The organism is Amycolatopsis thermoflava N1165, assembly GCF_000473265.1.
Classification (GTDB): Bacteria; Actinomycetota; Actinomycetes; order Mycobacteriales; family Pseudonocardiaceae; genus Amycolatopsis_E; species Amycolatopsis_E thermoflava.
This window is the reverse complement of sequence record NZ_KI421511.1, coordinates 515,220-540,920: the sequence shown is the minus strand read 5'-3', so window position 1 is coordinate 540,920 and position 25,701 is coordinate 515,220. Positions and strand designations below refer to the sequence as shown.

Annotated in this window: 22 protein-coding genes and 5 pseudogenes; 15 read left to right on the top strand and 12 right to left on the bottom strand. The window is 69.1% G+C overall.

Annotation, left to right across the window (positions count from 1 at the left end):
• Window positions 1-7 precede the first annotated feature (7 nt).
• The 8 genes and pseudogenes from AMYTH_RS49815 to AMYTH_RS0102670 all read left to right on the top strand — a co-directional run bounded on the left by AMYTH_RS49815 (window position 8) and on the right by AMYTH_RS0102670 (window position 4,765).
• Window positions 8-541, top strand: coding sequence for a site-specific integrase (locus AMYTH_RS49815; protein ID WP_209440731.1), 534 nt, complete (start codon window positions 8-10; stop codon window positions 539-541).
• A gap of 15 nt (window positions 542-556) precedes the next feature.
• Window positions 557-736, top strand: coding sequence for a hypothetical protein (locus AMYTH_RS49810; RefSeq protein ID WP_209440893.1), 180 nt, complete (start codon window positions 557-559; stop codon window positions 734-736).
• The gene (locus tag AMYTH_RS51125) at window positions 693-1,046 is read left to right on the top strand and encodes a tyrosine-type recombinase/integrase (protein WP_209440730.1); all 354 of its coding nucleotides are present in this window, start codon (window positions 693-695) and stop codon (window positions 1,044-1,046) included. Before AMYTH_RS49810 ends, AMYTH_RS51125 begins: the two co-directional genes overlap by 44 nt.
• Complete coding sequence (locus AMYTH_RS0102695) at window positions 968-1,279, top strand: helix-turn-helix domain-containing protein (RefSeq protein WP_209440729.1); 312 nt, start codon at window positions 968-970, stop codon at window positions 1,277-1,279. The genes AMYTH_RS51125 and AMYTH_RS0102695 overlap by 79 nt, the downstream gene beginning before the upstream one ends.
• A 993-nt stretch (window positions 1,280-2,272) precedes the next feature.
• Window positions 2,273-3,292, top strand: a pseudogene (locus AMYTH_RS43520) (IS256 family transposase); the annotation flags it as partial.
• A 98-nt stretch (window positions 3,293-3,390) separates the two neighbouring features.
• A complete protein-coding gene (gene cmtR / locus AMYTH_RS0102680; protein WP_027929011.1) occupies window positions 3,391-3,765 on the top strand; it encodes a Cd(II)/Pb(II)-sensing metalloregulatory transcriptional regulator CmtR in 375 nt (124 codons plus the stop codon).
• Window positions 3,765-4,475, top strand: a complete 711-nt coding sequence (locus AMYTH_RS0102675) for a cation transporter (RefSeq protein ID WP_084022485.1) — start codon at window positions 3,765-3,767, stop codon at window positions 4,473-4,475. The genes cmtR and AMYTH_RS0102675 overlap by 1 nt, the downstream gene beginning before the upstream one ends.
• A 23-nt stretch (window positions 4,476-4,498) precedes the next feature.
• Window positions 4,499-4,765 carry a hypothetical protein gene (locus AMYTH_RS0102670; RefSeq protein ID WP_027929009.1) on the top strand — a complete coding sequence of 89 codons (267 nt, stop codon included), beginning with the start codon at window positions 4,499-4,501 and terminating at the stop codon, window positions 4,763-4,765.
• 17 nt (window positions 4,766-4,782) lie between these two features.
• Here the strand turns inward: AMYTH_RS0102670 and AMYTH_RS0102665 are convergent, their stop codons facing one another.
• Window positions 4,783-5,262 (bottom strand): site-specific integrase, encoded by a 480-nt coding sequence (locus AMYTH_RS0102665; protein WP_157360494.1) that lies wholly within the window; start codon window positions 5,260-5,262, stop codon window positions 4,783-4,785.
• Between the two features lie 163 nt (window positions 5,263-5,425).
• Between AMYTH_RS0102665 and AMYTH_RS0102660 the strand changes: the two genes are divergently transcribed.
• The 7 genes and pseudogenes from AMYTH_RS0102660 to fdxA all read left to right on the top strand — a co-directional run.
• Window positions 5,426-6,112 carry a hypothetical protein gene (locus AMYTH_RS0102660; RefSeq protein WP_027929007.1) on the top strand — a complete coding sequence of 229 codons (687 nt, stop codon included), beginning with the start codon at window positions 5,426-5,428 and terminating at the stop codon, window positions 6,110-6,112.
• 69 nt (window positions 6,113-6,181) lie between these two features.
• A complete protein-coding gene (locus tag AMYTH_RS0102655; protein WP_027929006.1) occupies window positions 6,182-6,649 on the top strand; it encodes a hypothetical protein in 468 nt (155 codons plus the stop codon).
• Window positions 6,619-7,152 (top strand): enoyl-CoA hydratase/isomerase family protein, encoded by a 534-nt coding sequence (locus AMYTH_RS43515; RefSeq protein WP_084022484.1) that lies wholly within the window; start codon window positions 6,619-6,621, stop codon window positions 7,150-7,152. The genes AMYTH_RS0102655 and AMYTH_RS43515 overlap by 31 nt, the downstream gene beginning before the upstream one ends.
• Window positions 7,153-7,346: 194 nt before the next feature.
• Window positions 7,347-8,138, top strand: a pseudogene (locus AMYTH_RS43510) (SDR family NAD(P)-dependent oxidoreductase); the annotation flags it as partial.
• A gap of 93 nt (window positions 8,139-8,231) precedes the next feature.
• A pseudogene (locus AMYTH_RS43505) lies at window positions 8,232-10,134 on the top strand (2-oxoacid:acceptor oxidoreductase subunit alpha).
• A complete protein-coding gene (locus AMYTH_RS0102635) occupies window positions 10,131-11,195 on the top strand; it encodes a 2-oxoacid:ferredoxin oxidoreductase subunit beta (protein ID WP_027929005.1) in 1,065 nt (354 codons plus the stop codon). Before AMYTH_RS43505 ends, AMYTH_RS0102635 begins: the two are co-directional and overlap by 4 nt.
• Window positions 11,192-11,443: pseudogene (gene fdxA / locus AMYTH_RS43500) on the top strand (ferredoxin); the annotation flags it as partial. The gene AMYTH_RS0102635 and the pseudogene fdxA, both read left to right, overlap by 4 nt.
• Here fdxA and AMYTH_RS43495 read toward each other — a convergent pair.
• From AMYTH_RS43495 to AMYTH_RS0102570, 11 genes and pseudogenes are all read right to left on the bottom strand, one after another.
• Entirely contained in the window at window positions 11,431-14,073 is a 2,643-nt protein-coding gene (locus AMYTH_RS43495) for a LuxR C-terminal-related transcriptional regulator (protein ID WP_051362472.1), read from the bottom strand. The pseudogene fdxA and the gene AMYTH_RS43495 sit on opposite strands and share 13 nt — an antisense overlap.
• Window positions 14,074-14,216: 143 nt before the next feature.
• Window positions 14,217-15,371: an NAD(P)/FAD-dependent oxidoreductase gene (locus tag AMYTH_RS43490; protein ID WP_051362471.1), complete on the bottom strand. Its 1,155-nt coding sequence runs from the start codon at window positions 15,369-15,371 to the stop codon at window positions 14,217-14,219.
• Between the two features lie 88 nt (window positions 15,372-15,459).
• Window positions 15,460-16,689 (bottom strand): cytochrome P450, encoded by a 1,230-nt coding sequence (locus tag AMYTH_RS0102615; RefSeq protein WP_157360493.1) that lies wholly within the window; start codon window positions 16,687-16,689, stop codon window positions 15,460-15,462.
• Window positions 16,690-16,712: 23 nt separating this feature from the next.
• Window positions 16,713-16,937 (bottom strand): ferredoxin, encoded by a 225-nt coding sequence (locus tag AMYTH_RS0102610; RefSeq protein WP_027929003.1) that lies wholly within the window; start codon window positions 16,935-16,937, stop codon window positions 16,713-16,715.
• Between the two features lie 223 nt (window positions 16,938-17,160).
• Window positions 17,161-17,991 (bottom strand): mycofactocin-coupled SDR family oxidoreductase, encoded by an 831-nt coding sequence (locus tag AMYTH_RS0102605; RefSeq protein WP_027929002.1) that lies wholly within the window; start codon window positions 17,989-17,991, stop codon window positions 17,161-17,163.
• 57 nt (window positions 17,992-18,048) lie between these two features.
• Window positions 18,049-19,110, bottom strand: coding sequence for an LLM class flavin-dependent oxidoreductase (locus AMYTH_RS0102600; RefSeq protein WP_027929001.1), 1,062 nt, complete (start codon window positions 19,108-19,110; stop codon window positions 18,049-18,051).
• Between the two features lie 287 nt (window positions 19,111-19,397).
• Window positions 19,398-20,336 (bottom strand): SDR family NAD(P)-dependent oxidoreductase, encoded by a 939-nt coding sequence (locus AMYTH_RS43485; protein ID WP_051362470.1) that lies wholly within the window; start codon window positions 20,334-20,336, stop codon window positions 19,398-19,400.
• A 283-nt stretch (window positions 20,337-20,619) separates the two neighbouring features.
• Window positions 20,620-21,760, bottom strand: a pseudogene (locus tag AMYTH_RS43480) (thiolase family protein).
• 27 nt (window positions 21,761-21,787) lie between these two features.
• A complete protein-coding gene (locus AMYTH_RS0102580) occupies window positions 21,788-23,119 on the bottom strand; it encodes an MFS transporter (protein ID WP_027928999.1) in 1,332 nt (443 codons plus the stop codon).
• Window positions 23,120-23,170: 51 nt separating this feature from the next.
• Entirely contained in the window at window positions 23,171-24,097 is a 927-nt protein-coding gene (locus AMYTH_RS0102575) for a cyclase family protein (protein ID WP_027928998.1), read from the bottom strand.
• Entirely contained in the window at window positions 24,097-25,575 is a 1,479-nt protein-coding gene (locus AMYTH_RS0102570; RefSeq protein ID WP_027928997.1) for a carboxyl transferase, read from the bottom strand. Before AMYTH_RS0102570 ends, AMYTH_RS0102575 begins: the two co-directional genes overlap by 1 nt.
• Between the last annotated feature and the right edge of the window lie 126 nt (window positions 25,576-25,701).

The following is a 25,701-nucleotide window of genomic DNA, read 5'->3' as shown; positions in this document are numbered from 1 at the left end:
CAAACCCGTGATCGAGCTGTGCGATCACTACGAGACGGTGCCCTGGCGGCTGCAGCCGAAGCAGCTGGACCGCTATTTCGCCGGGCCGGGCAAGCGGGCGCGGGCGACGGTGCGCGCGAAGATCACCAAGATCGACGACTACTTCGCGTTCTTGGAGCAGCGGTACGCCGGTGAGATCAGCCGGTTGTTCGGTGCGGTGGTGGAGTCCCCGGTCGATCCGTTCAACCGGCCGCGCCATCGTGGGGACTTCGGCCTGCGGGTGCCGCCATCGCAGAAGGCGATGACCCGGTTTTTCGCCCAGTGGCGCGACGCGCTGCCGGGCGCGCGAAAGGAGGCCGTCGCGTGCCGGGACTATGTGATGGCCAAGATCGCCTACGTGTCCGGAGTTCGGGCGACAGAGCTGTGCGGGGCGCGGATCTCGGATGTGCACTGGGAGTCCGGGCAATGGGGCCGGTTACTGGTGGAAGGTAAGGGTGCTCGCGGATCGGGGCCGCGGCAGCGCGAGGCGTTCCTGTTCGAGCAGAGCCGCGAGCTGCTGTGATGGTATGTCGAGGAGGTGCGCGGTCTGTTCCAGGACGATCCGGAACATCCGCTGGCGCCGTTGTTTCGTTCGGAACGGTTGCCGACAGCGGTGGCCGCGCTGAACATGCCGATCGCGCCAGCGGTGGTGCCTGGCGACCTTCCGCCGGGCGTTGCAGAGGGCTTCGCGCCTGTATCTGCCGGGCCCGGTTACTGAGCTGTATCCGCACCTGCTGCATCATGCGTGCGCGACACACAACTACGAGCGGGGGATGACGTTGTGGGAGGTGCAGAAACTGTTGGGACATGAGTGGACCACCACGACGGTCCGGTATCTCGCGACCGCGCAGGCGGATCCGGAACAGGCGTGTCGGGAAGCAGCCGGGCGGGCGGCGCAGCGGCTGGTACGGGATGCGGGGAGCCTTCGATTAAGTGGAATCTGCGGTGGGTGGCGGCCAAGCAGGACATCTGGCGGCCGACCGATCTGCTGGCCGCGTTCCGGCGGGTGGGTTTCAACCCCTCGTTGAGCAAGGTCGCGGCGCTGTGGGGAAACACGCCGGTCACTGTCCGGCTGGATGACCTCGACCGGATCTGCCAGGCCCTGCAGTGCACGGTGGCTGACCTCCTCGAGGCCGAGCCGGTGGCCGACCAACAGGGTGGGCAAAAAACACACCGGGTCGCGGCCGCCGGGGACGAGCGGGGGCCGGTGCGGCCGGTGGCCCGCATCGACGGGCTACGGCGACGTCGTCCCCCGAACTGACGGGGCAGGGCGGCATCGGTGCGGCAGGCGCGGCAATGCGATGTGTGTCTGGTCTGGGGGCCTGTGGATGTCGGCAGCGACGGTCAGTGCGAGGGATGCCGGTCCTGGCAGCGGCAGCACTCTGCCCGGCAAGGGTGCCGGGGCTGCCTGCGGGAGCTGTCGGCCGACGGCGATGGGCTGTGTCGCGGGTGCGCGATCGCGGCCCGCACCGAGCTGCACGCCGGCCGCGAGGTGATCCTGCCGTTCGCCCGGCAGTTGCGGCTGCACCTCGTCGGGCTCGGGCTCCACGAGGCTTACAGCCTCCCGCGGAAGTCGCGGCGGGACCCGGCTCCCGCCCTCACCCCTGCCGTGTTCCGGCAGGCGCAGGACGATCCGCGGTTTCTCCCCGCGGCCCTGCCCGGGCAGTTGAGCCTGCTGCCTGCGCCGCGGCGTAACTGCTACGGCCGCGCCTGGCCACGCCTGCACCCCACCGCCTGGCCCCGGCTCGAGCTCGCCCGGTGCACGGCTGCGAGGACTGCCACAGCTGGGGAATCACCCGACGCCGCTGCCGCGGCTGCGCTTGCTGGCGCGACGACAGCGACCGCTACCCGCCGGGCCCATGCGCGCGCTGCGGACGCGATCGCCTGCCCGTCCACCGGCAAGGCGGTCTCTACCGGGGGTGCCTGGTGTTCGTGCGCGAGTTCGGCCCGGATGTCGGCCGGTATATGCAGCTGACCTTCGCGGGTGGCCTGGCGCTGCAGATACGGCCGCGGCTCCGGCAGCAACCTGTCAGCTCCGCCCGGCGCTCCACGTACGTGAAGGGCCGAAGGTCGCGCCGCCCAACCGCGAGAACGTCGAACGCGGAAGCGCACGGGTTCGCAGAATCTGGTGCGGCCATGTCCCCGCTGGTGGTGTAAGTCTGGGTCTTGTTCGGCGTGGCTGAGCGCGTGGAGGGGGCCATCGCGTGAGTCTCTGCAGGAACCCGCCAAGGAACCCGTGGAGAGGCGTCACGCGATGGCCCTGGACCAGTCTGCCCTGCTTGAAGTACTCGATGCACTCAAGGTCGCCGATGTTGGTGATCGTGTCCGTCAGGCGGCGGAGACGATCTATCAGGCGCTGATCGAGGCCGAGCTCACCGAGGCGATCGGCGCTGGCCTGCACGAGCGCACCGAGAGCCGCACCGCCCAGCGCAATGGCCACCGGACCCGCACGCTGTCGACCACGGCTGGGGATCTGGAGTTGCGGATCCCGAAGCTGCGCACCGGGTCGTTCTTCCCGTCGTTGTTGGAGCGTCGGCGACGGGTGGATCAGGCGTTGTTCGCGGTGGTGATGGAGGCCTACCTGCACGGGGTGTCCACCCGCAAGGTCGACGATCTGGTGAAAGCCTTGGGTGCGGACACCGGCATCTCCAAGTCCGAGGTATCGAGGATCTGCGCTGATCTGGACACCGAGGTCGGCGCATTCCGGGACCGATCGCTGGGTGAGCAACATTTTCCCTACGTGTTCCTTGACACCACCTACTGCAAGACCCGGGTCAACCACCGCGTGGTGTCCCAGGCGGTGGTGATCGCCACCGGGGTCCGGGCCGACGGGTGGCGCGAGGTCCTCGGCTTCGCCGTCGGTGACTCCGAGGACGGGGCGTTCTGGACGGCGTTCCTCCGTTCGCTCAAGGCCCGCGGCCTGGGCGGGGTGCAGCTGGTCATCTCCGATGCCCACACCGGGCTGAAACAGGCCATCTCCGCGGTGTTGCTCGGCGCCGCCTGGCAGCGTTGCCGGGTGCATTTCCTGCGCAATGTGCTGGCCCAGGTCCCCAAAGGCAGCTCCGAGATGGTGGCAGCGGCGATCCGCACGATCTTCGCCCAGCCCGACGCCGCGCACGTCCGTGAACAGCTCGGTGTCATCGCCGAAATGCTCGGCCGGCAGTCGTCGAAGGTGGAGTCGATGCTGCGCGACGCCACCGAGGACCTGCTCGCGTTCGCCTCGTTCCCCACCGCGCACTGGAAGAAGATCTGGTCCACCAACCCCCCTCGTCGCTCAGGTGGCTTGTCTGGGCTGTTGTGCGGGGACATCGTCGGCCGAGTGGATTGTTCAGCCCTTGCTGTTATGTCAGCTGTCGCTGTACTGTTCTGGTCATGCTGACGTGTGAGACGCGGGAGTCGGCGCTGGCTCGGTTGGGGCGGGCGTTGGCTGACCCGACCCGCTGCCGGATCCTGGTCGCGCTGCTGGACGGGGTGAGCTACCCGGGCCGGTTGGCTGCTCAGCTCGGGCTGACCCGCTCGAATGTGTCGAATCATCTGGCGTGTCTGCGGGGCTGTGGGCTGGTGGTGGCGACCTATGAGGGGCGCCAGGTTCGTTATGCCCTGGCGGATGCGCATCTGGCTCGTGCGCTGGGCGAGTTGGTGCAGGTGGTGCTCGCGGTGGACACCGCGCAGCGCTGTGTCGACGACGAGCCGGTCGCCGCGACGGAAGCGGCGGACACCGTGGACGACTCGGTGGAAGTGGTCTGATGAGCGAGAACGCTGGCCGGCGGTTCGAGCTGCCGCTGAGGACCGCACCGCCCCATGCGCGGGACGGCGGTTGCACGGACGGTTGCTGCACGTCCGCGGAGACTTCGCCGGTCGATGCGGACCGCCGGGCGGTGCTGTCGCGGCGGGTGCGGCTGCTGGTCGCCGGGACGATCACATACAACGTCGTCGAGGCAGTCGTGGCGATCTCGGCGGGGACGGTCGCGTCGTCGACCGCGTTGGTGGGGTTCGGGCTGGACTCGGTGGTCGAGGTCGCCTCGGCAGCCGCGGTGGCCTGGCAGTTTTCCGGCAGGGATCCCGAGGCTCGTGAGCGGGCGGCGTTGAAGGTGATCGCGGTGTCGTTTTTCGCGCTGGCGGTCTATGTCACGGTCGAATCCGTCCGCAGCCTGCTGGGGGCGGAATCCGCTGGGCATTCCCCGGCCGGGATTGTGCTGGCCGGGGTGTCGCTGGTGGTCATGCCGGTGTTGTCCTATGCGCAGCGGCGTGCCGGGCGGGAGCTGGGGTCGGCCAGTGCGGTCGCGGATTCGAAGCAGACCCTGCTGTGCACGTACTTGTCCGGCGTGCTGCTGGTCGGGCTGTTGCTGAACTTGCTGTTCGGCTGGTGGTGGGCCGACCCGGTGGTCGGGCTGGTGATTGCCGCTGTCGCGGTCAAGGAAGGCCGCGAAGCCTGGCGCGGCGAGCACTGCTGCTGAACTCTGGAAAGGAAGGCCTATTCGTGGAATGGGAGTGGATGGTCGCGGCCGTGGTGATCGCGGTGCTGTCGCCATTGTTCGGGCATTTCGAGGCCAAGGCTCCGGTGTGGACGCGGATGGCGCGGTGGCTGGTGTATCTGGCGGTCCTCGGTGTGGTCGGCCGGGTGTGGATCGCCGGGCTTCCGCTGATCGGCGCGACCTTCCACGTCGCCTGGTGCGTCAAGAACGGGATCAACCCGCTTACCGCGGAGCCGCGTGAACGCTACTACCAGCTTCGAGGCTGGAACTAGCCAACGGCTGTGCGCCATCACCGTCCTCGTCCACCATGGATGGTTATTAACGGATCCGGGGCAGCGCTTTGTCGGGGTGGGCCGCGTGGATGTATTTCACGGCGGTGTGCGGGGTGGATGCCGAACAGGCGGATGAGGTGGATGGGGTCGGCGGTGTGTTGCGCTTCGTGGAGGATGCGGTCGGACCACAGCTGCCTGGGGAGAATGCCGATCTGGTCGAAGGCGGCTCGGAGTCCCGTGTAGCTCAGGGGCGGTTGCGCGGGGTGGTGGGCGGTTTGGCTGGTGATGAACAAGTGGGGGTTGGAGGTGGGCCAGCGGAGGTGTCGCTCGGTCAGCCACGCGGTGGCCAGGTCGGCGGTTAAGGTGTCGAGGTAGACGGTGTGGGTGTGCTCGCAGCGTGGAACACGGATGATCAGGCGGGTGAGGTCGAAGTCGTCGATCTGGAGGTGGGTGACCTCGACCGGGCGCAGGCCGTGGATGCCGACCAGAGCGATCACCAGCCGGGCGCGGGAGCCCATCGAGGCCGTCGAGCAGCCCGCGTAACCGGTCGCTGGGCAGCGGAACGGGCACTCGTATGGGGGTGGTCAGCGAGGTCCCGGCCATGGGGTTGTAGAAGATGAGCCGTTCCTGCTTGAGGGCGGTGAAGAGCGTGCGCAGAACATGGTGCAGGTCGCGGGCACGACTGCCTTGGCGCTTGCCGAGCTGGTCGCGGATCTCGGCGTCGGTGATCTCCCGCAGGTCCAGTCCAGCGGCCGCCCAGGCACGCAGGACGGGCAGGACGGGCAGGACGATGTGGAGGTAGCGGCGGATCCGTTCGTAGCCAACGGCTTTGTGGCGGCGGCGTCCCTCGCCGCGCAGAACCTCGACCCAGGCACGGAGGTGACCGGCCATCACCTCCGGCAGCGTGTCGAGCACGGCCGCGATGGCGTTCTGGAGGTGCCGGTTGCTGCGTTCGGTGTCCAGGTCGGCCACGCCGCTGCGACGGGGCCGCCGGCTTTCCGGGCGTGGCGTGGCGGGATCATCGAGTTCCAGAAGGCTACGCTGGTGGAGGAAATCGAGCAAGCGGTGGGTCGAGGGCGCGGTGAGGCGGGCGGCCAGGGCGCGCACGTCACGCTCGCGAAACGGGGCTCGGGCGCCGATCCAGGCCAGCAAGGCGCGCAGCACCGGAGCGCCTCGGGGCACCACGCCGGGACCGGTCTCCGGTGCGGCGGCGGTGAGTTCGGCGAGCACGGCGTGGGCATCGTCGGTGAGGGCCGGAAGTTCGGCAGCGGTCAGTCCCCGAATGGCGCTCCAGTCTCGATCGAGCGTGAACAGAGTCTGCTGGTCGGGGTCGATCAGATGCGGTGACACCGGCCAGGCAGCGGCGTCGGCGGCGCGTCGGCGTGCCCGTTCCCGCATGACCGGTCCGGAGGATTTGTGCGGGGCGAACCCGAGCACGCCCGCCCTGGTCGACAGCTGCAGGCGGCCGAGTGGATCAACGACGAGCACCAGGCCCGGGACAGATGGTTCGGCGAACGACCTGCGAGCCAGGGCATCGAGGGCTATGTGATCAAGCCGCAGCTGGGACGGGTGCCCCTAAAAGGCGTGGGGAGCTGGACCGAGGAGCGGTACGGACAGGTGGTCCTGGCCCGGTGGTCACGACCCCCGATGAGCTACTTCACCGACGCCGGGCTCGCCGGCCTGTCCGCACTCCTGGACCGCTGTGAGGCCGAGGGCATCGGCGCGCTCGTGCTGGCCGGGGGCGTCCCCGGACGGTTCATCACACACTTCGACGCCGACGAGGTCCTCAATGGACAGCGTGTGATGGATCCGGTGACCGCGCCTGTCGCAGCACGGTCGCGCAGGCCCTCACGCTGCGACTGCACACCCTTCCCTTTCCCGTGATCGCCGCCCTCAACGGGGACGCGATGGGATGGGGGTTCGAGCTGGCACTGGCCGCCGACGCCCGCATCGGCGAACGCGGCGACCACCGGTACGGGCTGATCGAAGTACGCCTGGGCATCGTGCCGGGGGCCGGCGGCCTCACCCGCATGGCCCGCCTCGCTGGAACCGGCCGGGCGCTGTTGCACGGTCTGTCGGCACGACCGGTCCCGCCCGCCGAGGCACACGAACTGGGGCTGATCGACGAACTCGCCGACGACGCCGTCGCCGCCGCCTTGGCTCACGCGCACCGCATCGCGGCCATGCCGCGAACGGCCGTGGCGATGGCCAAGAGACTGGTGCACCGCGGTGCGGACCTGCCCCTGCGCGCCGCACTCGACCAGGAGGCGGACTGCGCGTACGGCGCGAAACTGGGCGCAGACTCGGCGCCCGCCCTCGCGGCGTACCTCCGAGTCTCCCCAGCGGCCAGGAGGGACTGGCTCGAGGCCGGTCCCCACTTCGCCTGAAACGTCCACGCGGTATCCGAAGCACATCGACGAGGAGTGCCCATGACCGAACCACAATCGTTCCAGGACCGTGTCGTCGTGTGGCGCGGGACGCGGCCTGGGCCGCGAACACGCGCTGGAGTTCGCCCGGCGGGGCGCCCACGTCGTGGTGAACGACCTCGGCGTCACCTCCGACGGCGACGGCAACGGCGTCTCGAGCCCAGACCGTCGTCGACGAGATCACCGCGCTCGGCGCGAAAGCCGTGGCTGACACGCACAGCGTCGCCGACGCCGACGGCGCCGCTGCGGTGATCGACACCGCGGTGCGGGAGTTCGGACGCGTCGACATCCTCGTCAACGACGCCGGCATCATCTCCTACGCCGCGTTCGAGGACCTCACCGACGAGCAGTGGGACCGCATGTTCGCCGTCACCCTCGACGGCGCGTACCACATGTGCAAAGCCGTCTGGCCGCTGTTCAAGCGCCAGGGCGGTGGCCGCATCGTGAACACCACCTCCAACGCGGGTTTCGCCGGTTCACCGACACTGAGCCACTATGGCAGCGCCAAACTCGCCGTCGCGGCCCTGACCAAGAACCTCGCCCTGGAAGGGGCCGACCACGGAATCGTGGTCAACGCGATCGCGCCGATGGCCATCACGCGGATGAACCAGGACGCGTTCTTCGGCGGATCCGAGATCGAACTGGAAAGCTGGCAGGACGATCTGCGCAGCGGGCGCGTCCCGATGGGCCCGCCCTCGATCGTGTCACCGACCGTGTTGTGGCTCAGCCACCCCGACACCACGGTCACCGGGCAGATCTTCAGCACCTCGTCGGGCAAGGTGGCACGGGTCGCGTTCGTGGTCGGCGAAGGGTACTTCAACCCGGACCACACCATGGAGGACCTGCAACAGCACGGCGACCGGATCATGGCGCTCGGCGAGTTCCTCGCCCCCAGTGACACCGGCGCCGAGCTGGCCGTCATCCCGCCGTTGTTCCACAAGTCGTAGCGCGACCGCCGCGACCCGGGTGGGCCGCGGCAAGCCCGAATGCGGTAGCGACTACTCCTGCCACGGGTGACCGGTTCGTGGTCCTCTTCTTCCATGAGCACGAGCACGAACGGCAACGGTGTGCTGTCGGCGAGCCGGCCCACTGAAGTCGCCAAGCTGGACCGCGTGGTCATCCGGTTCGCGGGTGACTCCGGCGACGGTATGCAGCTCACCGGCGACCGCTTCACCTCGGAGGCCGCGGCCTTCGGCAACGACCTGGCCACCCTGCCGAACTTCCCCGCCGAGATCCGGGCGCCACAGGGCACGATCCCGGGCGTCTCGTCGTTCCAGGTGCACTTCGCCGACTACGACATCCTGACCCCCGGCGACCGCCCCGACGTCCTCGTCGTGATGAACCCCGCCGCGTTGAAGGCGAACCTGCGTGATGTTCCCAACGGCGGCACGATCATTGTCAACACCGACGAGTTCACCAAGCGCAACCTGACCAAGGTCGGCTACGACGCGGATCCGCTGGAGGACGACACGCTGTCGGCGTTCCAGGTGCACCGGGTCGCCATGTCGACCCTGACCCAGGGCGCGCTGGAGGGCACCGGGCTGGGCAAGAAGGACGCCGAGCGGTGCAAGAACATGTTCGCGCTCGGGCTGCTGTCGTGGATGTACCACCGGCCGACCGAGGGCACCGAGGCGTTCCTGCGGGAGAAGTTCGCCAAGAAGCCGGACATCGCCGAGGCCAACATCCTGGCCTTCCGCGCGGGCTGGAACTACGGCGAGACCACCGAGTCGTTCGCCACCACCTACGAGGTGGCGCCGGCGAAGCTGGACAAGGGCACCTACCGGCAGATCACCGGCAACACGGCGCTGGCCTACGGCATCGTGGCCGCCGGGCAGCGCGCCGGGCTGCCGGTCCTGCTGGGCACGTACCCGATCACGCCGGCCTCGGACATCCTGCACGAGCTGTCCCGGCACAAGAACTTCGGCGTGATCACCTTCCAGGCCGAGGACGAGATCGCCGGCATCGGCGCCGCGCTGGGGCGCCTCCTATGGCGGTGCGCTCGGTGTGACCTCGACGTCCGGGCCGGGTGTGGCGCTGAAGTCGGAGACCATCGGCCTCGGCGTGATGCTGGAGCTGCCGCTGGTCGTGATCGACGTGCAGCGCGGTGGCCCCTCGACGGGTCTGCCGACCAAGACCGAGCAGGCGGACCTGCTGCAGGCGATGTTCGGCCGCAACAGCGAGTCGCCGCTGCCGGTCATCGCGCCGCAGTCCCCCGGCGACTGCTTCGCGGCGGCCATCGAGGCGGTGCGGATCGCGTTGAAGTACCGGACGCCGGTGATGATCCTGTCCGACGGCGCGAACGCCAACGGCTCGGAGCCGTGGCTGATCCCGAACGTCGAGGACCTGCCTGATCTGTCGGTGGAGTTCGCGTCGGAGCCGAACGCGGCCGACGGGTCCGGCGAGTTCTGGCCGTACGTGCGCGACCCGGAGACGCTGGCCCGCGCGTGGGCCGTGCCCGGCACGCCCGGTCTGGAGCACCGCATCGGTGGTCTGGAGAAGCAGGACGGCAAGGGCAACATCTCCTACGACCCGGACAACCACGATCACATGGTCCGGCTGCGGCAGGCCAAGATCGACGGCGTGGACGTGCCGGACCTGGAGGTCGACGACCCGTCCGGCGAGGCGCGGGTGCTGGCGCTAGGCTGGGGGTCGACGTTCGGCCCGATCGGCGCCGCGGCCCGCCGCGTGCGCAAGCAGGGCATGCCGATCGCGCAGGCGCACCTGCGGCACCTCAACCCGTTCCCGAAGAACCTGGGCGAGGTACTGGCCCGCTACGACCGCGTGGTGGTGCCGGAGATGAACCTGGGGCAGCTCGCCCTGCTGCTGCGCGCCAAGTACCTCGTGGACGTGCACTCCTACACGAAGGTCGCCGGCCTGCCGTTCAAGGCCGAGGAACTCCAGCACGTCTTCACCGACATCATCGAAGGAGCGCTGACCCGATGACCGCCACCGACTTGGGCCTGCCCACCCTGAGCGGTCTGGACCTGGTGCCGACCACGGACGAGACCCAGAAGGCGAAGGACTTCAAGTCCGACCAGGAAGTGCGCTGGTGCCCGGGCTGCGGGGACTACGTCGTGCTCAACACGGTGCAGTCGTTCCTGCCCACGCTCGGGTTGAAGCGCGAGAACATCGTGTTCGTCTCCGGCATCGGCTGCTCGTCGCGGTTCCCGTACTACCTCAACACCTACGGGATGCACTCGATCCACGGCCGCGCGCCCGCGATCGCGACCGGACTGGCGACCACGCGGCCGGACCTGTCGGTGTGGGTGGTCACCGGTGACGGCGACGCCCTGTCCATCGGCGGCAACCACCTGATCCACGCGCTGCGCCGCAACGTCAACATCAAGATCCTGCTGTTCAACAACCGGATCTACGGCCTGACGAAGGGCCAGTACTCGCCGACGTCCGACCCGGGCACGATCACCAAGTCCACCCCGATGGGCTCGGTGGACACGCCGTTCAACCCGATCTCGCTGGCCCTGGGCGCGGAGGCCACGTTCGTCGGCCGGGCGCTGGATTCCGACAAGAAGGGCCTGACCGAGGTGCTCACCGCGGCGGCCCAGCACCGCGGCTCGGCGCTGGTGGAGATCTACCAGAACTGCCCGATCTTCAACGACGGCGCGTTCGACGTCCTCAAGGACTCCGACGAAGCCGCGCACCGGATCATCCCGCTGCGCGCGGGCGAGCCGATCCGCTTCGGCCCGGAAGCCGAGTACGGCGTGGTGCCGAACCGCTGGGGCGGCTTCGAGATCGCCAAGGTGGCGGAGGTCGGCGAATCCGAGCTGATCGTCCACGACCCGACGATCACCGACACCGCGTACGCCTTCGGATTGTCCCGCATCGGCGACCAGCACCTCAACCACACGCCGACAGGCATCTTCCGCCAGGTCTCCCGCCCCACCTACGACGACCAGGCCCGCGCCCAAGTCGAGCAGGCCCGCTCCGCCAAGCCGGCCGACCTGCAGGCGCTGCTCACCGGCAAGGACACCTGGAGCATCCCGTGACCTACGTGATCGCCGAGCCCTGCACCGACGTCCAGGACAAGGCCTGCATCGAGGAATGCCCCGTCGACTGCATCGCGGTCGGCGAGCGCATGGTCTACATCGACCCCGACGCCTGTGTCGATTGTGGAGCCTGCGAGCCGGTCTGCCCCGTCGAGGCCATCTACTTCGAGAACGACCTCCCGCCCGAGTGGAGCCACTACGCGGAGGTCAATGCCAACTTCTTCCGCAGTGCGGATCAACCCGCGGGATGAATCGTCCGCAGCGCGTCGGCAAGCTCGGCTCTCCCGGAGACACCGAGCTTGCCGTACACGTGCTGCAATCGGTTTTCCACAGTGCGCACCGAGACCACCAGGTGCTCGGCGATCTCCTTGTTGGAGCGCCCAGCGGCAGCCAGTTGCGCCGTCTCCCATTCCGCCGCCGTGAGCGTGACGCGGACTTCCGCGCCCTGCAATGCGGGCGTTCCGGCGCCGTCACACCTTGCGGCGAGCCAGGCGCTGCGGCGCCCGGCTGCCGCCGCGCGGCGCTGCTCGCCCCGCCGCTGCCAGGCGACCGCCGCGTCAGCGGCCGCTTCGGCGGCGAGCAGGTCGGCACTCATCGCGTCGAACGTCGACGAAGCCTGGTCCAGTGCCTCCGGATTCCCTTCGGCGAGCGCCCGCGCATGAGCGGCACGAGCCGCCGCAAGCGTTCCCTCGATGCCTGCGGCTACAGCGTCGAGCCGATCGGCCACGTCCTCCGCGTACCCGATCCTGGCCATCCCGTGCAGCGCGGCGGCCGCGCCGACGAGATCGCCGATCCGCTCCCCCTCGTCGGCTCCCTCGCCGAATCGTTCGTAGGCGCGTCGCACGTTCCCGCCGGCGGCCTCCGTCCACCCACGCGCGAGGTGCAGATCCACGCCCATGAAATACGAGCGCCCCAGCCCCAGGTCGTCCCGCATGAGCAAAGCGCCGGCGGCTTCGTCGGGACGCCTGCCGATCGCGTACGCCAGTGCCAGGTAGATCAAGCAGAACTCCACGAACTGAGGTCGTCCCAGCTGGCGGTAGATGGCGATCGCGGTCTGCGCCCGCCGCACGGCCTGGGTGACTTGTCCGCGGTCCGCCACCGTCTTGGCGAGCTGCCAGGAGAACATCGCCTGGGCCTCGACCGAGCGGTTGGCCACACCCGTCCGGTACTGCGCCATCGCCAGCGTCTCGGCCTCGCCGAAACGCCCGGCTTGCGCCAGCGCCTCGCCCCGGTAGAACAGGTGCATCCACGGATACCAGTCCATGGGGTCGGTGAGTGCGAGCTGTGCCGCCCGCCCGCGGTCGGCGGCTTCCAGCGCGGCGTCGATCCGGCCCAGACGCGTGAGGCTGTAGGAACCCGGCATGCAGGCCCAGACGAGCGCATGGCCCGACGCCTTCCGGAGCAACGGTTCCGCCACCGTGGCCGCGGCGCCCGGGCCCTCGGTAGCCAGCAACAGTGCGGCCCGCCGGGCGGTGATGTCGTCCTGCCAGGGGGTACCACGCAGGGCGGTTTCCTCCTCTTCGGCGTTCCGCAGGCCTTCGCTGATCGTGCCCGCGTAGATGACCCGGTTGTCCAACCGGGTCAGGGCCACTCTGGCTCGCTGTTCCGCGTCGCCCGCCTGCTCGGCCAGCGCCGCCAACCTCGGAGCCGCCTCGGCGGAACGGCCTTGCAGGCAGGCCAGCTGGGCGACCAGCAGTTCAGCGTCGAAGCCACCGCCGGCTTGCAGCGCTGCCCGGGCGAGCCGCTCGGCGAGCGCGAAGTCGTATCGCCACCGCGCGACGGTCGCGGCCTCGAGCATCTGTTCCGGACGCGCTCCGCCACCGAGCAGCCGCCAGGTGGCCACCCGCAGCACGTCCTCCCGGCGCCGGGCACCCGTGGCTTCCACCGCCTCGGCCAGCGAACGGGCGATGGAACGGGCACGCAGCAGCGGCATCCGCGACCGCAGCACCTCGCCGTAGAGGGGGTGCGCCAGCATGACCGAGACCCGGCGTCCGTCGAGCCGACTGAGGAGAAGACCCTTGCGCTCGAGAGTTTCCGCGATAGTCAGGTCGCCGAGTGCGCTCAGTTCGGCAGGGCCAAGGGGCTCGCCGCACGACACGATCTCCATCAGGGCACGTTCGTCCGGCTCCAGGCCTGCCAGCCGCGCCTCGACCAGCTCGACGAGCCGGTCCGTGGGACGCGGCTCCCCCACGAACCGCCAGACCCCGTTCTCGTTCGAGAGGACCCCCTCGTCGAGGGCACCCATCACCAGCTCGCGCAGGAACAGCATGTTGCCCTCCGAGCGCCGGGTGAGGTCGGCGATCGCGGCGTCGTCGACCGGTCCCCCTAGCACCCAGGACAACACCTCGCCGATCGCGTCGACGCCGAGGCCCTCGACCTCCACCCGGTCGGCCAAGCCGTCCTTCCACAGGGCGACCACGGGGTCGGGCGCCGGTTCGCAACTGCGCACCGTCGCGAGTACCTGCACCGAATCTGTGTCCGCCAACTGGTGGATCAGGGTCGCGGACATGTCGTCGAGCAAGTGGGCGTCGTCGACGAGCAGTACCAGACGCCTGCCGTCACCCCGTTCGACGAGCGCATCGGTGCAGCGACGCAGCAGGTCGGCCCGGTCGTCCACCACGCCCATCTCCGTCTGGGTGCTGGGGGGCAGCAGCGGCGCGAGCGCGCCGAACGGAATCCCGGAGCTGGCCTTGGTGGCCGTCGCTCGTGCCGTCCGCAAGCCGGCGCGAGCTGCGAGCTGCAGTCCTTCGGCGGCGAGCCTGCTCTTGCCCACACCCACCGGACCCGCGAGCACGACCCCGCGACTCCCCGAGCCGGCGAGCGTCTCGCGTAACCGCCGGAGCGCTTCGGCACGTCCGACCAGCGGCCACTGGGTCATCAGCGCAGAACCGTGTCCCGGACCATTCCGGATGGTCGAGCAGGACGACTTCGCGACAGCGCTCCCGATTCGTGACAACAGTGTCACCCAACCCTATCCGGTGTTACGCGGCGTCATGAGACGCTACCAAACCGTCGTTTGGTTCACAACTTGGTAGCGCTCAGGAGCGGCTGTCCGATGTGCTGACGGGCCTTGACGAGCTCGCGCGGACGGTCCACGACGAGCGTGGCGGTGAGGCGGCCGCGCGCGTCGACCCAGAAGGCCTTCCACCAGCCCGGCTCGCCGTCCTCGACGATCACGTCGTCACCGGGTCCGTGCGCACCCAGGTACTGCATCTTGTGCCCGAACTGATCGCTCCAGAAGTACGGAATGGGGTCATAGGGCGCCACGCCGCACAGACCGGGCTTGAGCAGCGCCGCCACCGCCACCGCAGGTGCACTCGCGGCGTGGTCCCAGTGCCGCACACGCAGCCGGCGGGCCCACCGCCGGGACCACCAGGCGGCGACATCGCCCACCGCCACGATCCCCGGCGCCGCTCGCAGCCATTCGTCCACCACCACACCGTCGTCCAGTTCCAGTCCGCTGCCCTCCAGCCAACCGGCTTCCGGCCGATCCCCGATCGCGGCGACCACCACGTCGGCAGTCAGATCACTGCCGTCCGACAACCGCACGCCCTCGTTCGTCATCGACTCGGCAGAACATCCGAATCGCAGGTCCACACCATCCCACCAGGGAGCCAACCGCTGCGCCACCTCAGGTCCGAACATGTCGGCGAAAGGCGCCGAGCCGCTGCTCACGCAGGTCACCTCGCAGCCTGCGGAAAGCGCCGCCGTGGCCACCTCGGCGCCGATCCAGCCGGCTCCGACGATCAGAACGCGAGCGCCACGCCTGAGCTGCTTACGCAGCCGGAGGGCGTCACCCAGGGTGCGCAGCGTCATTTGCCCGCCGTCCCCCGGCAGTTGGCGCGGCCGGCTGCCCGTAGCGATCACCAGCCCGTCGTAGGGGATCTCCCCGTGTGCGGTGACCACCACCCGATCCGCCGGCCGCAGAGCAGTCGCCTGCACACCGAGCCGCAGATCGACCTGCAAAGCCGTGTAATCGACGGGCAGCGAGCTGTCCGTACGGTCCGTCGACAACATGTCCTTGGAAAGGGGCGGACGGTCGTAGGGCGCATGCGGCTCCGCGCCGAGCAGCGTGATCCGGCCCTCGTAACCCTGACGCCGCAACTGCTCGCAACTGCGTGCGCCGGCCAGCCCGGCCCCGACAACCACCACGTGTTCCAACGATTTCGCTGCCATGAACCTGTTCTCCTCGGTCGATCGCCACTCGTCGTCCCCCAGGGGAAGGGCCTCCGCCCGGTCCGCGCGGAGGCCCTTCCCGTCGAAATCATTCCTTGGTGGGGAACACGATCGGGACCGAACTGAACCCGGAAACCTGCCCGGGCGTCCATTCCGGCTTCTTGGTGCGATCGAGCTCGAACTCAGGGATCCGCTTCAGGAACTCGCCGAGCGCGATCTGGCCCTCCACGCGCAGCAGGTGCGCACCCAGACACCGGTGGATTCCGTTGCCGAGACCGAGGTGACGGTTCGGTGTGCGGTCCGGGAGGAACGCGTCCGCATACGGGAATGCGGACCTGTCCCGGTTGGCCACCGGCAGCCACAGCATCGCCGTCTGCCCCGGCTCCATCGTGACGCCACCCACGGTCACCTTCTCGGTGACCAGCCTTCCGAGCAGAGCCGGGCTGTAGTAACGCAGGAACTCGTCGACGGCGGTCGGAAGCAGATCCGGATTCGCGATCAGCCTGCGGCGCAACTCGACGTCCCAGGCCAACCGCCACAAGGCGGTGGAGAGGAACCGGGCGGTGTTGTCGATCCCGCCGATCAGCAGAACCGTGAAGAAGCCGACGAGGTCGTCATCGGACAGTCGATCCCCGTCGACCTCCGCGTGGACGACGAGTGACATGATGTCGTCGCCAGGATTGCGGCGGCGCTCGTCGATCAACTGCCGGGCGTGCTCGACCATCTCGCCGAAGGTGGCGGCCGCCTTCTCCGGCTCACTGACGAAGTAGTGCGTGATCGCCCACATCCACTTCCGGTACAGCTCGCCGTCCTCCGGCGGCAGGCCGAGGATGATCGCGGTGAGCCTGCCCGGAATTTCGTTGGCGAACCAAGAGGCGGCATCACCTTCGCCAAGCCCGATGCGGGTGTCGATGAGATCGTTCGCCGTCGCGCGCAGCTGCGGGCCGAATTCGGCGGTCTTGGCCGGCGAGAACGGCGCGGCGACCAGCTTCCGGTAGTTCTTGTGCACCGGGTCGTCCTGCGCGGCGAGCATGAGCTCGAACTCGCCGGTCTCGTAGCGCGGGAAGGTCACACCCTTGTTCGAAAACGCCGTCGTGTTCTGCATGATTTCGACGGTCTGCTGGTAACCGCCCACGACCCAGTGCCCGCCATAGGCCTGGCTCCAGGCGACGGGGGTACGCTCCGCCTCGTCGCGCAGGGCTTCGTAGTAGGCGAACGGCGAGCCGTCGGGACCGAGCGGTGTGTTGTAGTGGTCCGCGGTCGCCATCAGGCTTTCGCCGGCGGCGCCGAGGAAGGGACAGGCTTCAGTGGCAGTCACTCCAGGACCCTCCTTCAGTGGAATTATTCGGCAGGAACGGACGAATCGAGCCGGATCGCGAACTCGGGGCAGAGCGAAACCGCTTCACGTGCCCGTCCGAACGTCGCGGTGTCGCTCTCCTCGACGACCGGCATGAGCACGCGGGCCCGACCCCAGTCGTCCTCCTCGTCGGGTTGGAACAACTCCGGAGCGATCAGGTAGCACTTGCCGTGCCCCTGACACTTGTCCCAGTCGACACGTAGATCCACGGAAATCTCCTCATCGAGCGTGCTCGTACGGTGACGTGACGTCCGACTTATGTGACCACGGCCACCACACGCGAGGCAGGAGTAGTGGGTACCGCACTTCCACCCCCCGCCACCACCAGCCCACAATCAGCCCCGAGATTCCCCGCCGCGAAAAGAAAACCGGACCGCCCAGGGGGCGGCCCGGTTCGTGGACGGGCGAGGGATCAGCGCGACGAGCGGCCCGTCACTTGATGAGGTGACCGGCATCCACCGGGAGGGCGACCCCGGTGACGTAACGACCCGAGTCGGCGACCAGGTACAGCACGGCCTCGCTGATGTCTTCGGGTTCGACCACGCCGACCGGCAGGAGATTACCCATCAGTTCGCCGAGTTGCGGGTGCTTTTCCCCGTACTTCCCCATGACCTCATTGGTGACCATCGGAGTGTTGACCCCGGTCGGGTGCACGCTGTTGACCCGGATCGAGTGCGGCGCGAGGTCCGCGGCCGTACAGCGCATGAGGCCCACCATGCCGTGCTTGGCCACCGTGTAGGCGGTCAGGCTCAGATCGTTGTTGGCGGCGTATTTCAGCCCTTGGGTAGAACAGGTGAAGACGATCGCGCCACCGTTGCCCGCGTCCACCATGGCGGGCGCGGCCGCCTCCACCGTGTTCCACGCTCCGCCGATGTTGATGTCCAGTGTCGTCTGCCAGACCTTCTGCCGCTGCTCCGGGTCCGTCGGCTCGTCGACGGCGATGGCGAGGATTCCCGCGTTCGCCACGACGATGTCCAGCCGCCCGAGCTCGGCGACGCCATCGGCCACCACCTCGCGCAGCGCCGCCTGGTCGCGCACGTCCACAACGCGGGTCAGGGCTTTCCTGCCGCGCTTTTCCACTTCGCGCGCGGTCTCCTCGAGGTCTTCGGGTGTGGGCATCGGATAGCTGACGGTCTCCACCGGAGCACAGATGTCGACCGCGATGATGTCCGCGCCCTCTTCCGCGAGCCGGATGGCGTGGCTACGCCCCTGTCCCCTGGCAGCGCCGGTGATGAAGGCGACCTTCCCCTCCACTCGTCCCATAGCGGCGGTTTCCTTTCGACTTGGTTGTCGGACTACGCCCGGCCGCACGGCCGGACGTCACGCTTCCTGGAGTTTCGGAGCGACTTCGCTCGTGAGCAGTTCCAGTGACCGGTTCCAGGGTTCCGGGTTCTCGGTGTAGTCGTGGCCGTAGACCATCGTGGTGCCCCAGCCGCCGGTGCGTTCGCGAATGGCAGCCAGCTTTTCCGCCACGGTGTCCGGGGATCCGACGATCCACACGTGGTCGAGGAGAGTGTCCACGTCCACCTCGTTGACGTCGTGGTCCGGGAGCATCGCCTGCAGCAGCCCGAACTGCTTGTACACGGGCAGCAGGTAGTTCAGCCAGGCCTGGCCCATTCCGCCCTCGACGGCCAGCCGCCGGGCCTCCGAGTCGGTCTCGGCCACCAGCACGTCCCGGACCACGTGCAGGTCCGACCGGTCCACGGTCAGCCCGGCCTCGGTTGCCGCCTTCTCGTAGGTCTCCCAGTGGTTGCTGATGGCGGCTTCGCCGGCGTAGACGGACAACGGCAGGTATCCGTTGCGGCCCGCGAACTGCAGCGTCGGCGAGTTCGGGCTCAGCCCCGCCATCGCGATGTCGACCTTGCCCCCGTAGGGCCGGATGTCGCGCCATTCGTGGCCGTCCACCGGCTCCGGGTAACCGGCCTTCCAGTACTCGCCCTCGAAGTGGAACGGCTCTGCCTTCCACACCCGCTGCATGATCTCCAGCGCCTCGATGGTCATGCGGTGGTTCTCCGACAGATCACTCAGGCCCCGAATGGCCGCGTCACTCGGATAGGCGCCGGCTCCGATCCCGAGGATGTACCGCCCCCTGGTGACGTGGGTGAGCCACGAGACCTGCACGGCCAGCGTGCCGGGATGGTGGTAGGGCAGCAGGTGCGCCCCCGGGCAGAGCTTGATGTTGTCCGTACCGCGGGCGGCGGCGGCGATGGCCAGTTCCGGATTGGGAATGGACTCATAGGTCATCGTGGCGTGCTCGCCGATCCAGTACTCGGTGAACCCGGCGCGGTCGCACTCCTCCGCCTGGGTCACCGCCCAGTCGAACACCTCCCGCGGCGACCGCGTCGGCCGCATGAACGGCGTCTGAAACATCGCGAACTTCATTGTTCGTGCTCCCAACCGAAAGAGCGTTCACCAGGTGCGCGCACCCGGCAGTGGTGGATGCCACCACCCTGCACGAGCGACATCAGCGGATCAGCAGTAGCCACTACTCGGTTCACCGCCCGACCGCCCGCAAGCCTCGCTACGGCTCGTGGGCCCCAACGGCCGCCGGTCGTCAAGCCTGCCGAGATGGGGCAGGAACTCCCCGGCGGGCAGGAGGCATCCGGCCGGCAGCTCGTAGAGCTGGTACTCCGCGTCGAAGACCTCCAGCACCGGCCCCGTCTGGGCGCTCAACGTCTGCGTGCCGACGCCGGCACCTCGGCGCGCGGCGTGTTCCGTGCCCGCTGCCCCGGCGTGACCAGACCGACCGGAACGTAGCCGGTCTCGTCCCATACCTCCGGCAGCGCGACCGCGACGTCCTCGGGGGTGGGTTCCGCGCCGAGCCGCGCACCCGTGGTCTGGCCGAGGAAGAACCGGCTGACCTGGCGGCCCGCGGCGGCGATGACCTCGCCGGTGAAATCGCACGAGGGGTGAGCCAGCAGCAGCAGCACGGGCGCCACCTGCTCCGTGCGGAAGTCGCGTTCCAGCTCAGCCCGGCGCTGTGGACTGACGTCGGGCGCGCTGGCGTAGAGCGGAGTCCACGCCGTCGGCGAGATCGCGTTCACGGCAATACCGGCCTGGCGACCCTCGACGGCCAGGGCGCGGGTCATGCCGAGTATCGCGCCCTTGCACGAAGCGTAGGCAGCGCCGTGCTGGTCGCCGAAGAACGCGCCACGGGAGACGGTGTTCACGATACGCCCGTAGTTCCGCGCGGCGAGGTGCGGCCAAGCGGCCCGATTCACCTGCCACGTCCCGCGCAGGTGGATGTCGACCATCCGCTCGAACTCATCGTCCGGGTACTCGGCGAAGGAGTGGAACTGCACCACCCCGGCGTTGTTGACCACGATGTCCAGCCGGCCATAGGTGTCCAGCGCGGTCTCCACGACAGCTCTGGCACCCGCGGTCGTCCCGATGTCGGAGGTGTCCGCGACGGCGACACCGCCGGTGCGGGTGATCGCCTCCACCACCTCGTCGGCGACCGGGCGTTGCGCTTCGGTGCCCGGGCGGATCCGGTTGTTCACCACCACCTTGGCGCCGCGTTCGGCGAGCAGCCGGGCGTAGGCGCTCCCGAGCCCGCGCCCAGCTCCGGTGACGACGGCGACCTGGCCGTCGAGTCGCATCCGATCCATCGGAAAGTATCCTTCCCGGACGGGCGGGCGGCGACCGCGATCGCCGTCAGCCCCTCCGACTTCGGTCGAGCAGACGGTGCCTTCGGCCCACCGGACAGCTGATGATCGATCTGACCACAAGACGGCGGGCGGCAGATCACGCGGCGGAAGGGCCGGTCTCGCGCCAGGTCCCCGCCGCCGCCTTCCGCGCAGACGCGGACTGGATGCCGTGACGGTGACAGGCCGGCGCGGCCGGACGACGAAGTGCCCGTCACGTTCGGGATGGGCACTTCGTCGTCTGAGTTCACATCAGCTCGAAGATCGTCGCGTTGGCCTGTCCGCCGCCTTCGCACATGGTCTGAAGCCCGTACCTGATGCCTTCCCGGCGCATGTGGTGCAGCAGCGTCGTCGCGATGCGCGCCCCGGATCCCCCTAGCGGGTGGCCGAGGGCGATAGCGCCCCCAAGGGGGTTGACGAGCTTGTCGTCCGCGCCGGTTTCGGCGAGCCACGCCATCGGCACCGGAGCGAACGCCTCGTTGACCTCGAACGCCCCGATCTCGTCGATGCGGAGCCCGGAGCGGCGCAGGGCCTTCTCGGTCGCCGGGATCGGACCGGTCAGCATGATGACCGGATCCGAACCGGCCAGCACGGCGGTGTGGACGCGAGCGAGCGGCCGCAGGCCCAGCTCCGCCGCCTTTTCCGACGTCGTCATCAGCAGGGCGGCCGCCCCGTCGGAGATCTGGGAGGCGTTGCCGGCGGTGATCACCCCGTCCGGGCGGAAAACCGGCTTCAATTCGGCGAGCTTCTCCACGGTGCCGCCCCGGCGGATCCCCTCGTCCTGGGCGAAGAACGAGCCGTCGACATCGATCGGCGCGATCTCGTCCGTGAACAGACCGCTGTCCTGAGCCACCGCGGCGCGCTCGTGGCTGCGCAGAGCGAACTCGTCGAGCGCGGTGCGCGAGAGCCGCCACCGCTGCGCGATCATCTCCGCGCCCGCCCCCTGGTTCGGCACCACACCGTCGAACCGCCGGGCGAACCGGGGCCCGAGCGGGTCCATGCCGTTGGTGGAGGAGCCCATCGGGACGCGCGTCATCGACTCGACACCACCGGCGACGGCGACGTCGTACTGGCCGGCGACGAGCCCGGCCGCCACCGAGTGGATCGCCTGCTGCGACGAGCCGCACTGCCGGTCGACGGTGCAGCCGGGCACCGTCTCCGGCCAGCCCGCCGCGAGGACGGTGTTGCGGGCGATGTCGAACGTCTGCTCGCCGATCTGGGAGACACCCCCAGACCACGTCGTCGACGACGGCCGGATCCACACCGGTGCGGCGTGCCAACGCCTCGAGGACGTGTGCCGACAAGTCGACGGGGTGAACCGGCGCCAGAGCGCCATTTCGCTTGCCGACGGCCGTTCGCACGGCCTCGACGATCACGGCGTCACGCACGTGGATCCCCTTTCTGTCCGATGTGGTTCAGGCGCCGGTCCGGCCGGGGCGCGGTCCGGCCACGATGGCCACCAAGGCGACGAGCCCGACCGCGGCGGCGGTCATGACGAAGAAAGCGGGAGCGAGAGCGCTGCCGGTCGCTCGGACCAACCACACGCAGATCACCGGTGCCGTTCCGCCCGCGACGACCACACCGATGTTCCAGCCCAGCGAAGTGCCGGTGAAGCGGATGGCGCGCGGGTACAACTCCGGTGACAGCGAGTAACCGGTGACCTGCAAGAACGCACTGTTGGCCATGATCACCAGGAACGCCAGGCCGGCCAGCGCGAGGTTGCCCTGTCCCATCAGCCACATGCCGGCCCAGGTCACCAGGAGGTATCCGCACATCCCGACCGTACCCAGCCGAGGCAGGCCCCAGCGGTCGCCGAGCCTGCCCACGGGGATCATCAGCAGGGCCGTGATCACCACGACCGCGGTCGTCACCCAGTACACACCGGTCTTCGGGTACCCGAGCCGTTGGATCAGGTGGATGCTGACGTAGGTCAGTCCGAAGTAGGCGGTGCCGTTGACCGCGGCCGACAACCCGGCTCCCTTGAGGACCGGGAGCCAGCCCAGCCGCACGACGTCCAGCAGCGAAGTCCGCTTGCCGGTCTGCTCGACCGGGTGCGCCTCGGCGGTGATCCGGCGACGGATGGCGAAGCACACCACCGTCAACGGCAGCGCGATCAGGAACGGGATGCGCCAGCCCCACTCAGCCATCTGCTCGGTCGTGGTGAGCGCGGAAACCAGGCCCGCCACGGCGGCAGCCACTCCGAAACCGAGGGTCGCCCCCGCCGGGTTGAACGCGCCGAACCGGCTCTTGACCTCGTTCGGCGCGGCCTCGGAGACGAACGTGGCCGCACCGGCGACCTCCGCGCCCACCGAGAACCCCTGGACCAGCCGCAGCACGATCAACAGCACCGTGGCGGCGACGCCGATCGTCGCGTGCGTGGGCAGCAGGCCGAGCAGGGTGGTGGCGACCCCCATGCACAGAATCGTCGCGACGAGCACCTTGCCGCGATCCACCCGGTCGCCGACCAGGCCGAACGCGATCCCGCCCAGCGGCCTGGCCACGTACGCCGTGGCGAACACGACCAGGGTGAGCAGCAAGGAGACGACCGGGTCGTCGTTGGGGAAGTACAGCGGTGCGATGAACACCGAGAGGTACCCGTAGGAGCTGAAGTCGTACCCCTCGACGAACGTGCCGACGCCTCCCGCGATCGCAGCGCGGCGTGCGCGGTGGACACTCTGCGCGCCGGGGGCGCCCTCCGCGCCGGCCTGGGTTCTGCCGGGTTCGGAAACCGTGGGTTCGGTGGACATCGTAGATGTTCCCTCTCGTCCTTGAGATGGATGAATTCGGGCGGGGATAGGTCAGAGCAGCGCGATCGCGTTCGCGGGCGAGCTGACACCACCGGTGATCGGGAGCGGCACACCGGCGAAGAGGAAGTCGGCTCGTCCCTGGCGAGCGCAGGCCGCCGCCAGGGCCTCGAAGTCGAGTAGTTCGGCCAGTGCGAACCCCAGTGCCGGGATGAGCCTGCGGTGCAGCGAGCCGTCCTCACGGGTTCCGGGGCCGCGTTCCACGGCCGGGTTGTCCGCCGCGACCGCGGCGATGCCGGTGTCCCAGAGGAAACGCGCGGTGGACTCGGCTCCCGAGAGGCCCGCCCATGCCTTCACCGCCGAGGGCATGTCGTCTCCCGCGGCCGCGCGCCGCCGGTATTCGGCCGTCCAGCCGAACCGCAGGCAAAGGATGTCACCCCGGCGGAGTTCGACGCCGGCGTCGGCGGCGACCGTGCGCAGGTCCGCCACGGTGACGGCGTCACCGCCGAACGGGTCGTACGGAATCCCGTTCCGCTCGCGGTGCCCGGCGATGTCGAGGAGCACGCCCCGGCCGACGATGCCGCGCGCCGCCCAGTGCTGCATGCCCAGGCGTTCCCTCGCCTCGCCCTGGTCGGTGATTCCGCCGAACCAGCCGTGCTCGCGGGCGCGGACGTGGCCGAGCCCGTCCCACTGCGACGACGCCTGCGGGTTGAAGGCGCCGAGGGTGTCCTCGAAGGTGTTGCGGTCGTGCGGGAACACCTCGTGTTCGACCGCGGCCCGGCCGAACAGGGGCGGGTCGAAGGCGTCCAGGCTCAGGTTGAGCGGGAGGACCTCGCCGGTCCGCACCAGACCGGCCGCGCGCACCACGTCCTCCGCGCCCAGGCGGGACAGAGTGCCCAGCGGCGCGGGCAGCACGTCCCACGCGTGGCGGACACCGAGGGTGCCGAGTTCGGGGAGTTCGTCGTAGGCCGGTTCGGCCATCACGCCTTCGCCTTTCGTCCGAGCCGGATTTCCACACCCGGCCGCGAAACGTGCAGTGAGGTCACCGAGCCCTGCTCGGCGATGAGGTCGGTCAGCTCCTGGACGATCCTGTTCGCCGAGCGCCGGGGGTCCGTCCTGATCGGACCGGCGTTCTTCATGGCGTCCACTTCCTCGTCGGAGGTGAGGTAACGCAGCAGGAGTTCCTCGTCGGAAATGCCGAGGGGGAACTTGCGCCGGATCTCCTCGATGGAGGGCTGCGGGCGCACCCAGTCCGCGAGCTTCTTCGCACGTTCGCTCGCGAGAATACGGTCCTGCACGTCCGGGTCCAGCGGAGCCGCCAGCGGACCGTAGTGCTCCAGCGCGTAGTGCACGACCTCGTCCGGCACCAGCCGGTACCGGTCACCGGTGACCACGTTGAGAACGGCCTGGATTCCGACGAACTGGGAGAACGGGGTAGCCATGATGGGGTGCCCGAGCTCTTCGCGCACCCGCGGAATCTCGGCCAGCACTTCGTCCAGGCGGTCGGCCATCCCGTGGGTGGCCAGCTGGTTCTTCAGCGTCCCGGTCATCCCACCCGGGAGCTGGTGCTGGTAGATCCGCGGGTCGTACTCGGCGGGCGCCCCGGGCTCGAACCCAGCGTCCCGCGCGGCCCAGATGAAGTTCTCCTCCACCGGAGGCAGCTGGTCGACGTCGAGGCCGTGCGACAAGCCCATCGTTTCCAGGATCGGCAGCATGCCCTCGGTGCTGGGCAGCGAGGGCCCGTTGGCCATCGGCCGGGAGGCGGTGTGCAGGATCGTGAACCCGGCTTTGACGCCCTCGATGTAGTTGTGCTGCGCGAGACCGGTGGAGGCGTGGCAGTGCAGCTCGAGCGGGATCGTGCCAGTGGCCTCACGGATCGCCGGCAGCAGGGTGCGAGCGCGCTCGGGGGTCAGCACACCGGGAGCGTCCTCGACGTAGATCGTCTCCACGCCCCGCCAGCTCGCCATCTCCTTGGCTCGCGCGGCGAAGAACGCGTCGTCGTGCACCCCGGTCAGCCCGTACATGATCGCGGGTACGGCCTGACCGCCGGAGGTGTGGATCACGCTCGCCAGCCGGTGCATCGTCGGCATGTCGTAGAGGCAGTCGTAGATCCAGAAACTCGTCACACCGTGCTTGATGAGGGTCCGCACCCACAGGTCGACGATCGCGTCGGGCGCCATCGCGAACCCGATGACAGCGGTGGTTCGCATACCCGCGCGAAGCACACTGTTCGGCAGGTTCCGCACGAGGAAGTCGGTGGACGCCCACGGGTCGTCCTTGAACTCGCGCAGCAGCACCGTGAACATGCCCGGGCCGGTCAGGTCGACGACCCGGAATCCGGTGCGGTCCAGGTGCGGCAAGGCGTCAGCGGCCTGGTAGGCACGCATGCGCAGGCCCCACAGGCTTTGCTGACCGTCGCGCAGCGTCTGGTCGACGAACTCGATGGTCGGACTGCTCACGGATGTCTCCTTTGACCGCGGAGGATTCGGGGCCGCACTGCTGGGACAGAGCCGCAGGGTCGAGCCCGCAGATAAACTACCAAACAGATGGTTGGTAATCAACGGACGTGGCCGGAATGCTTGGTG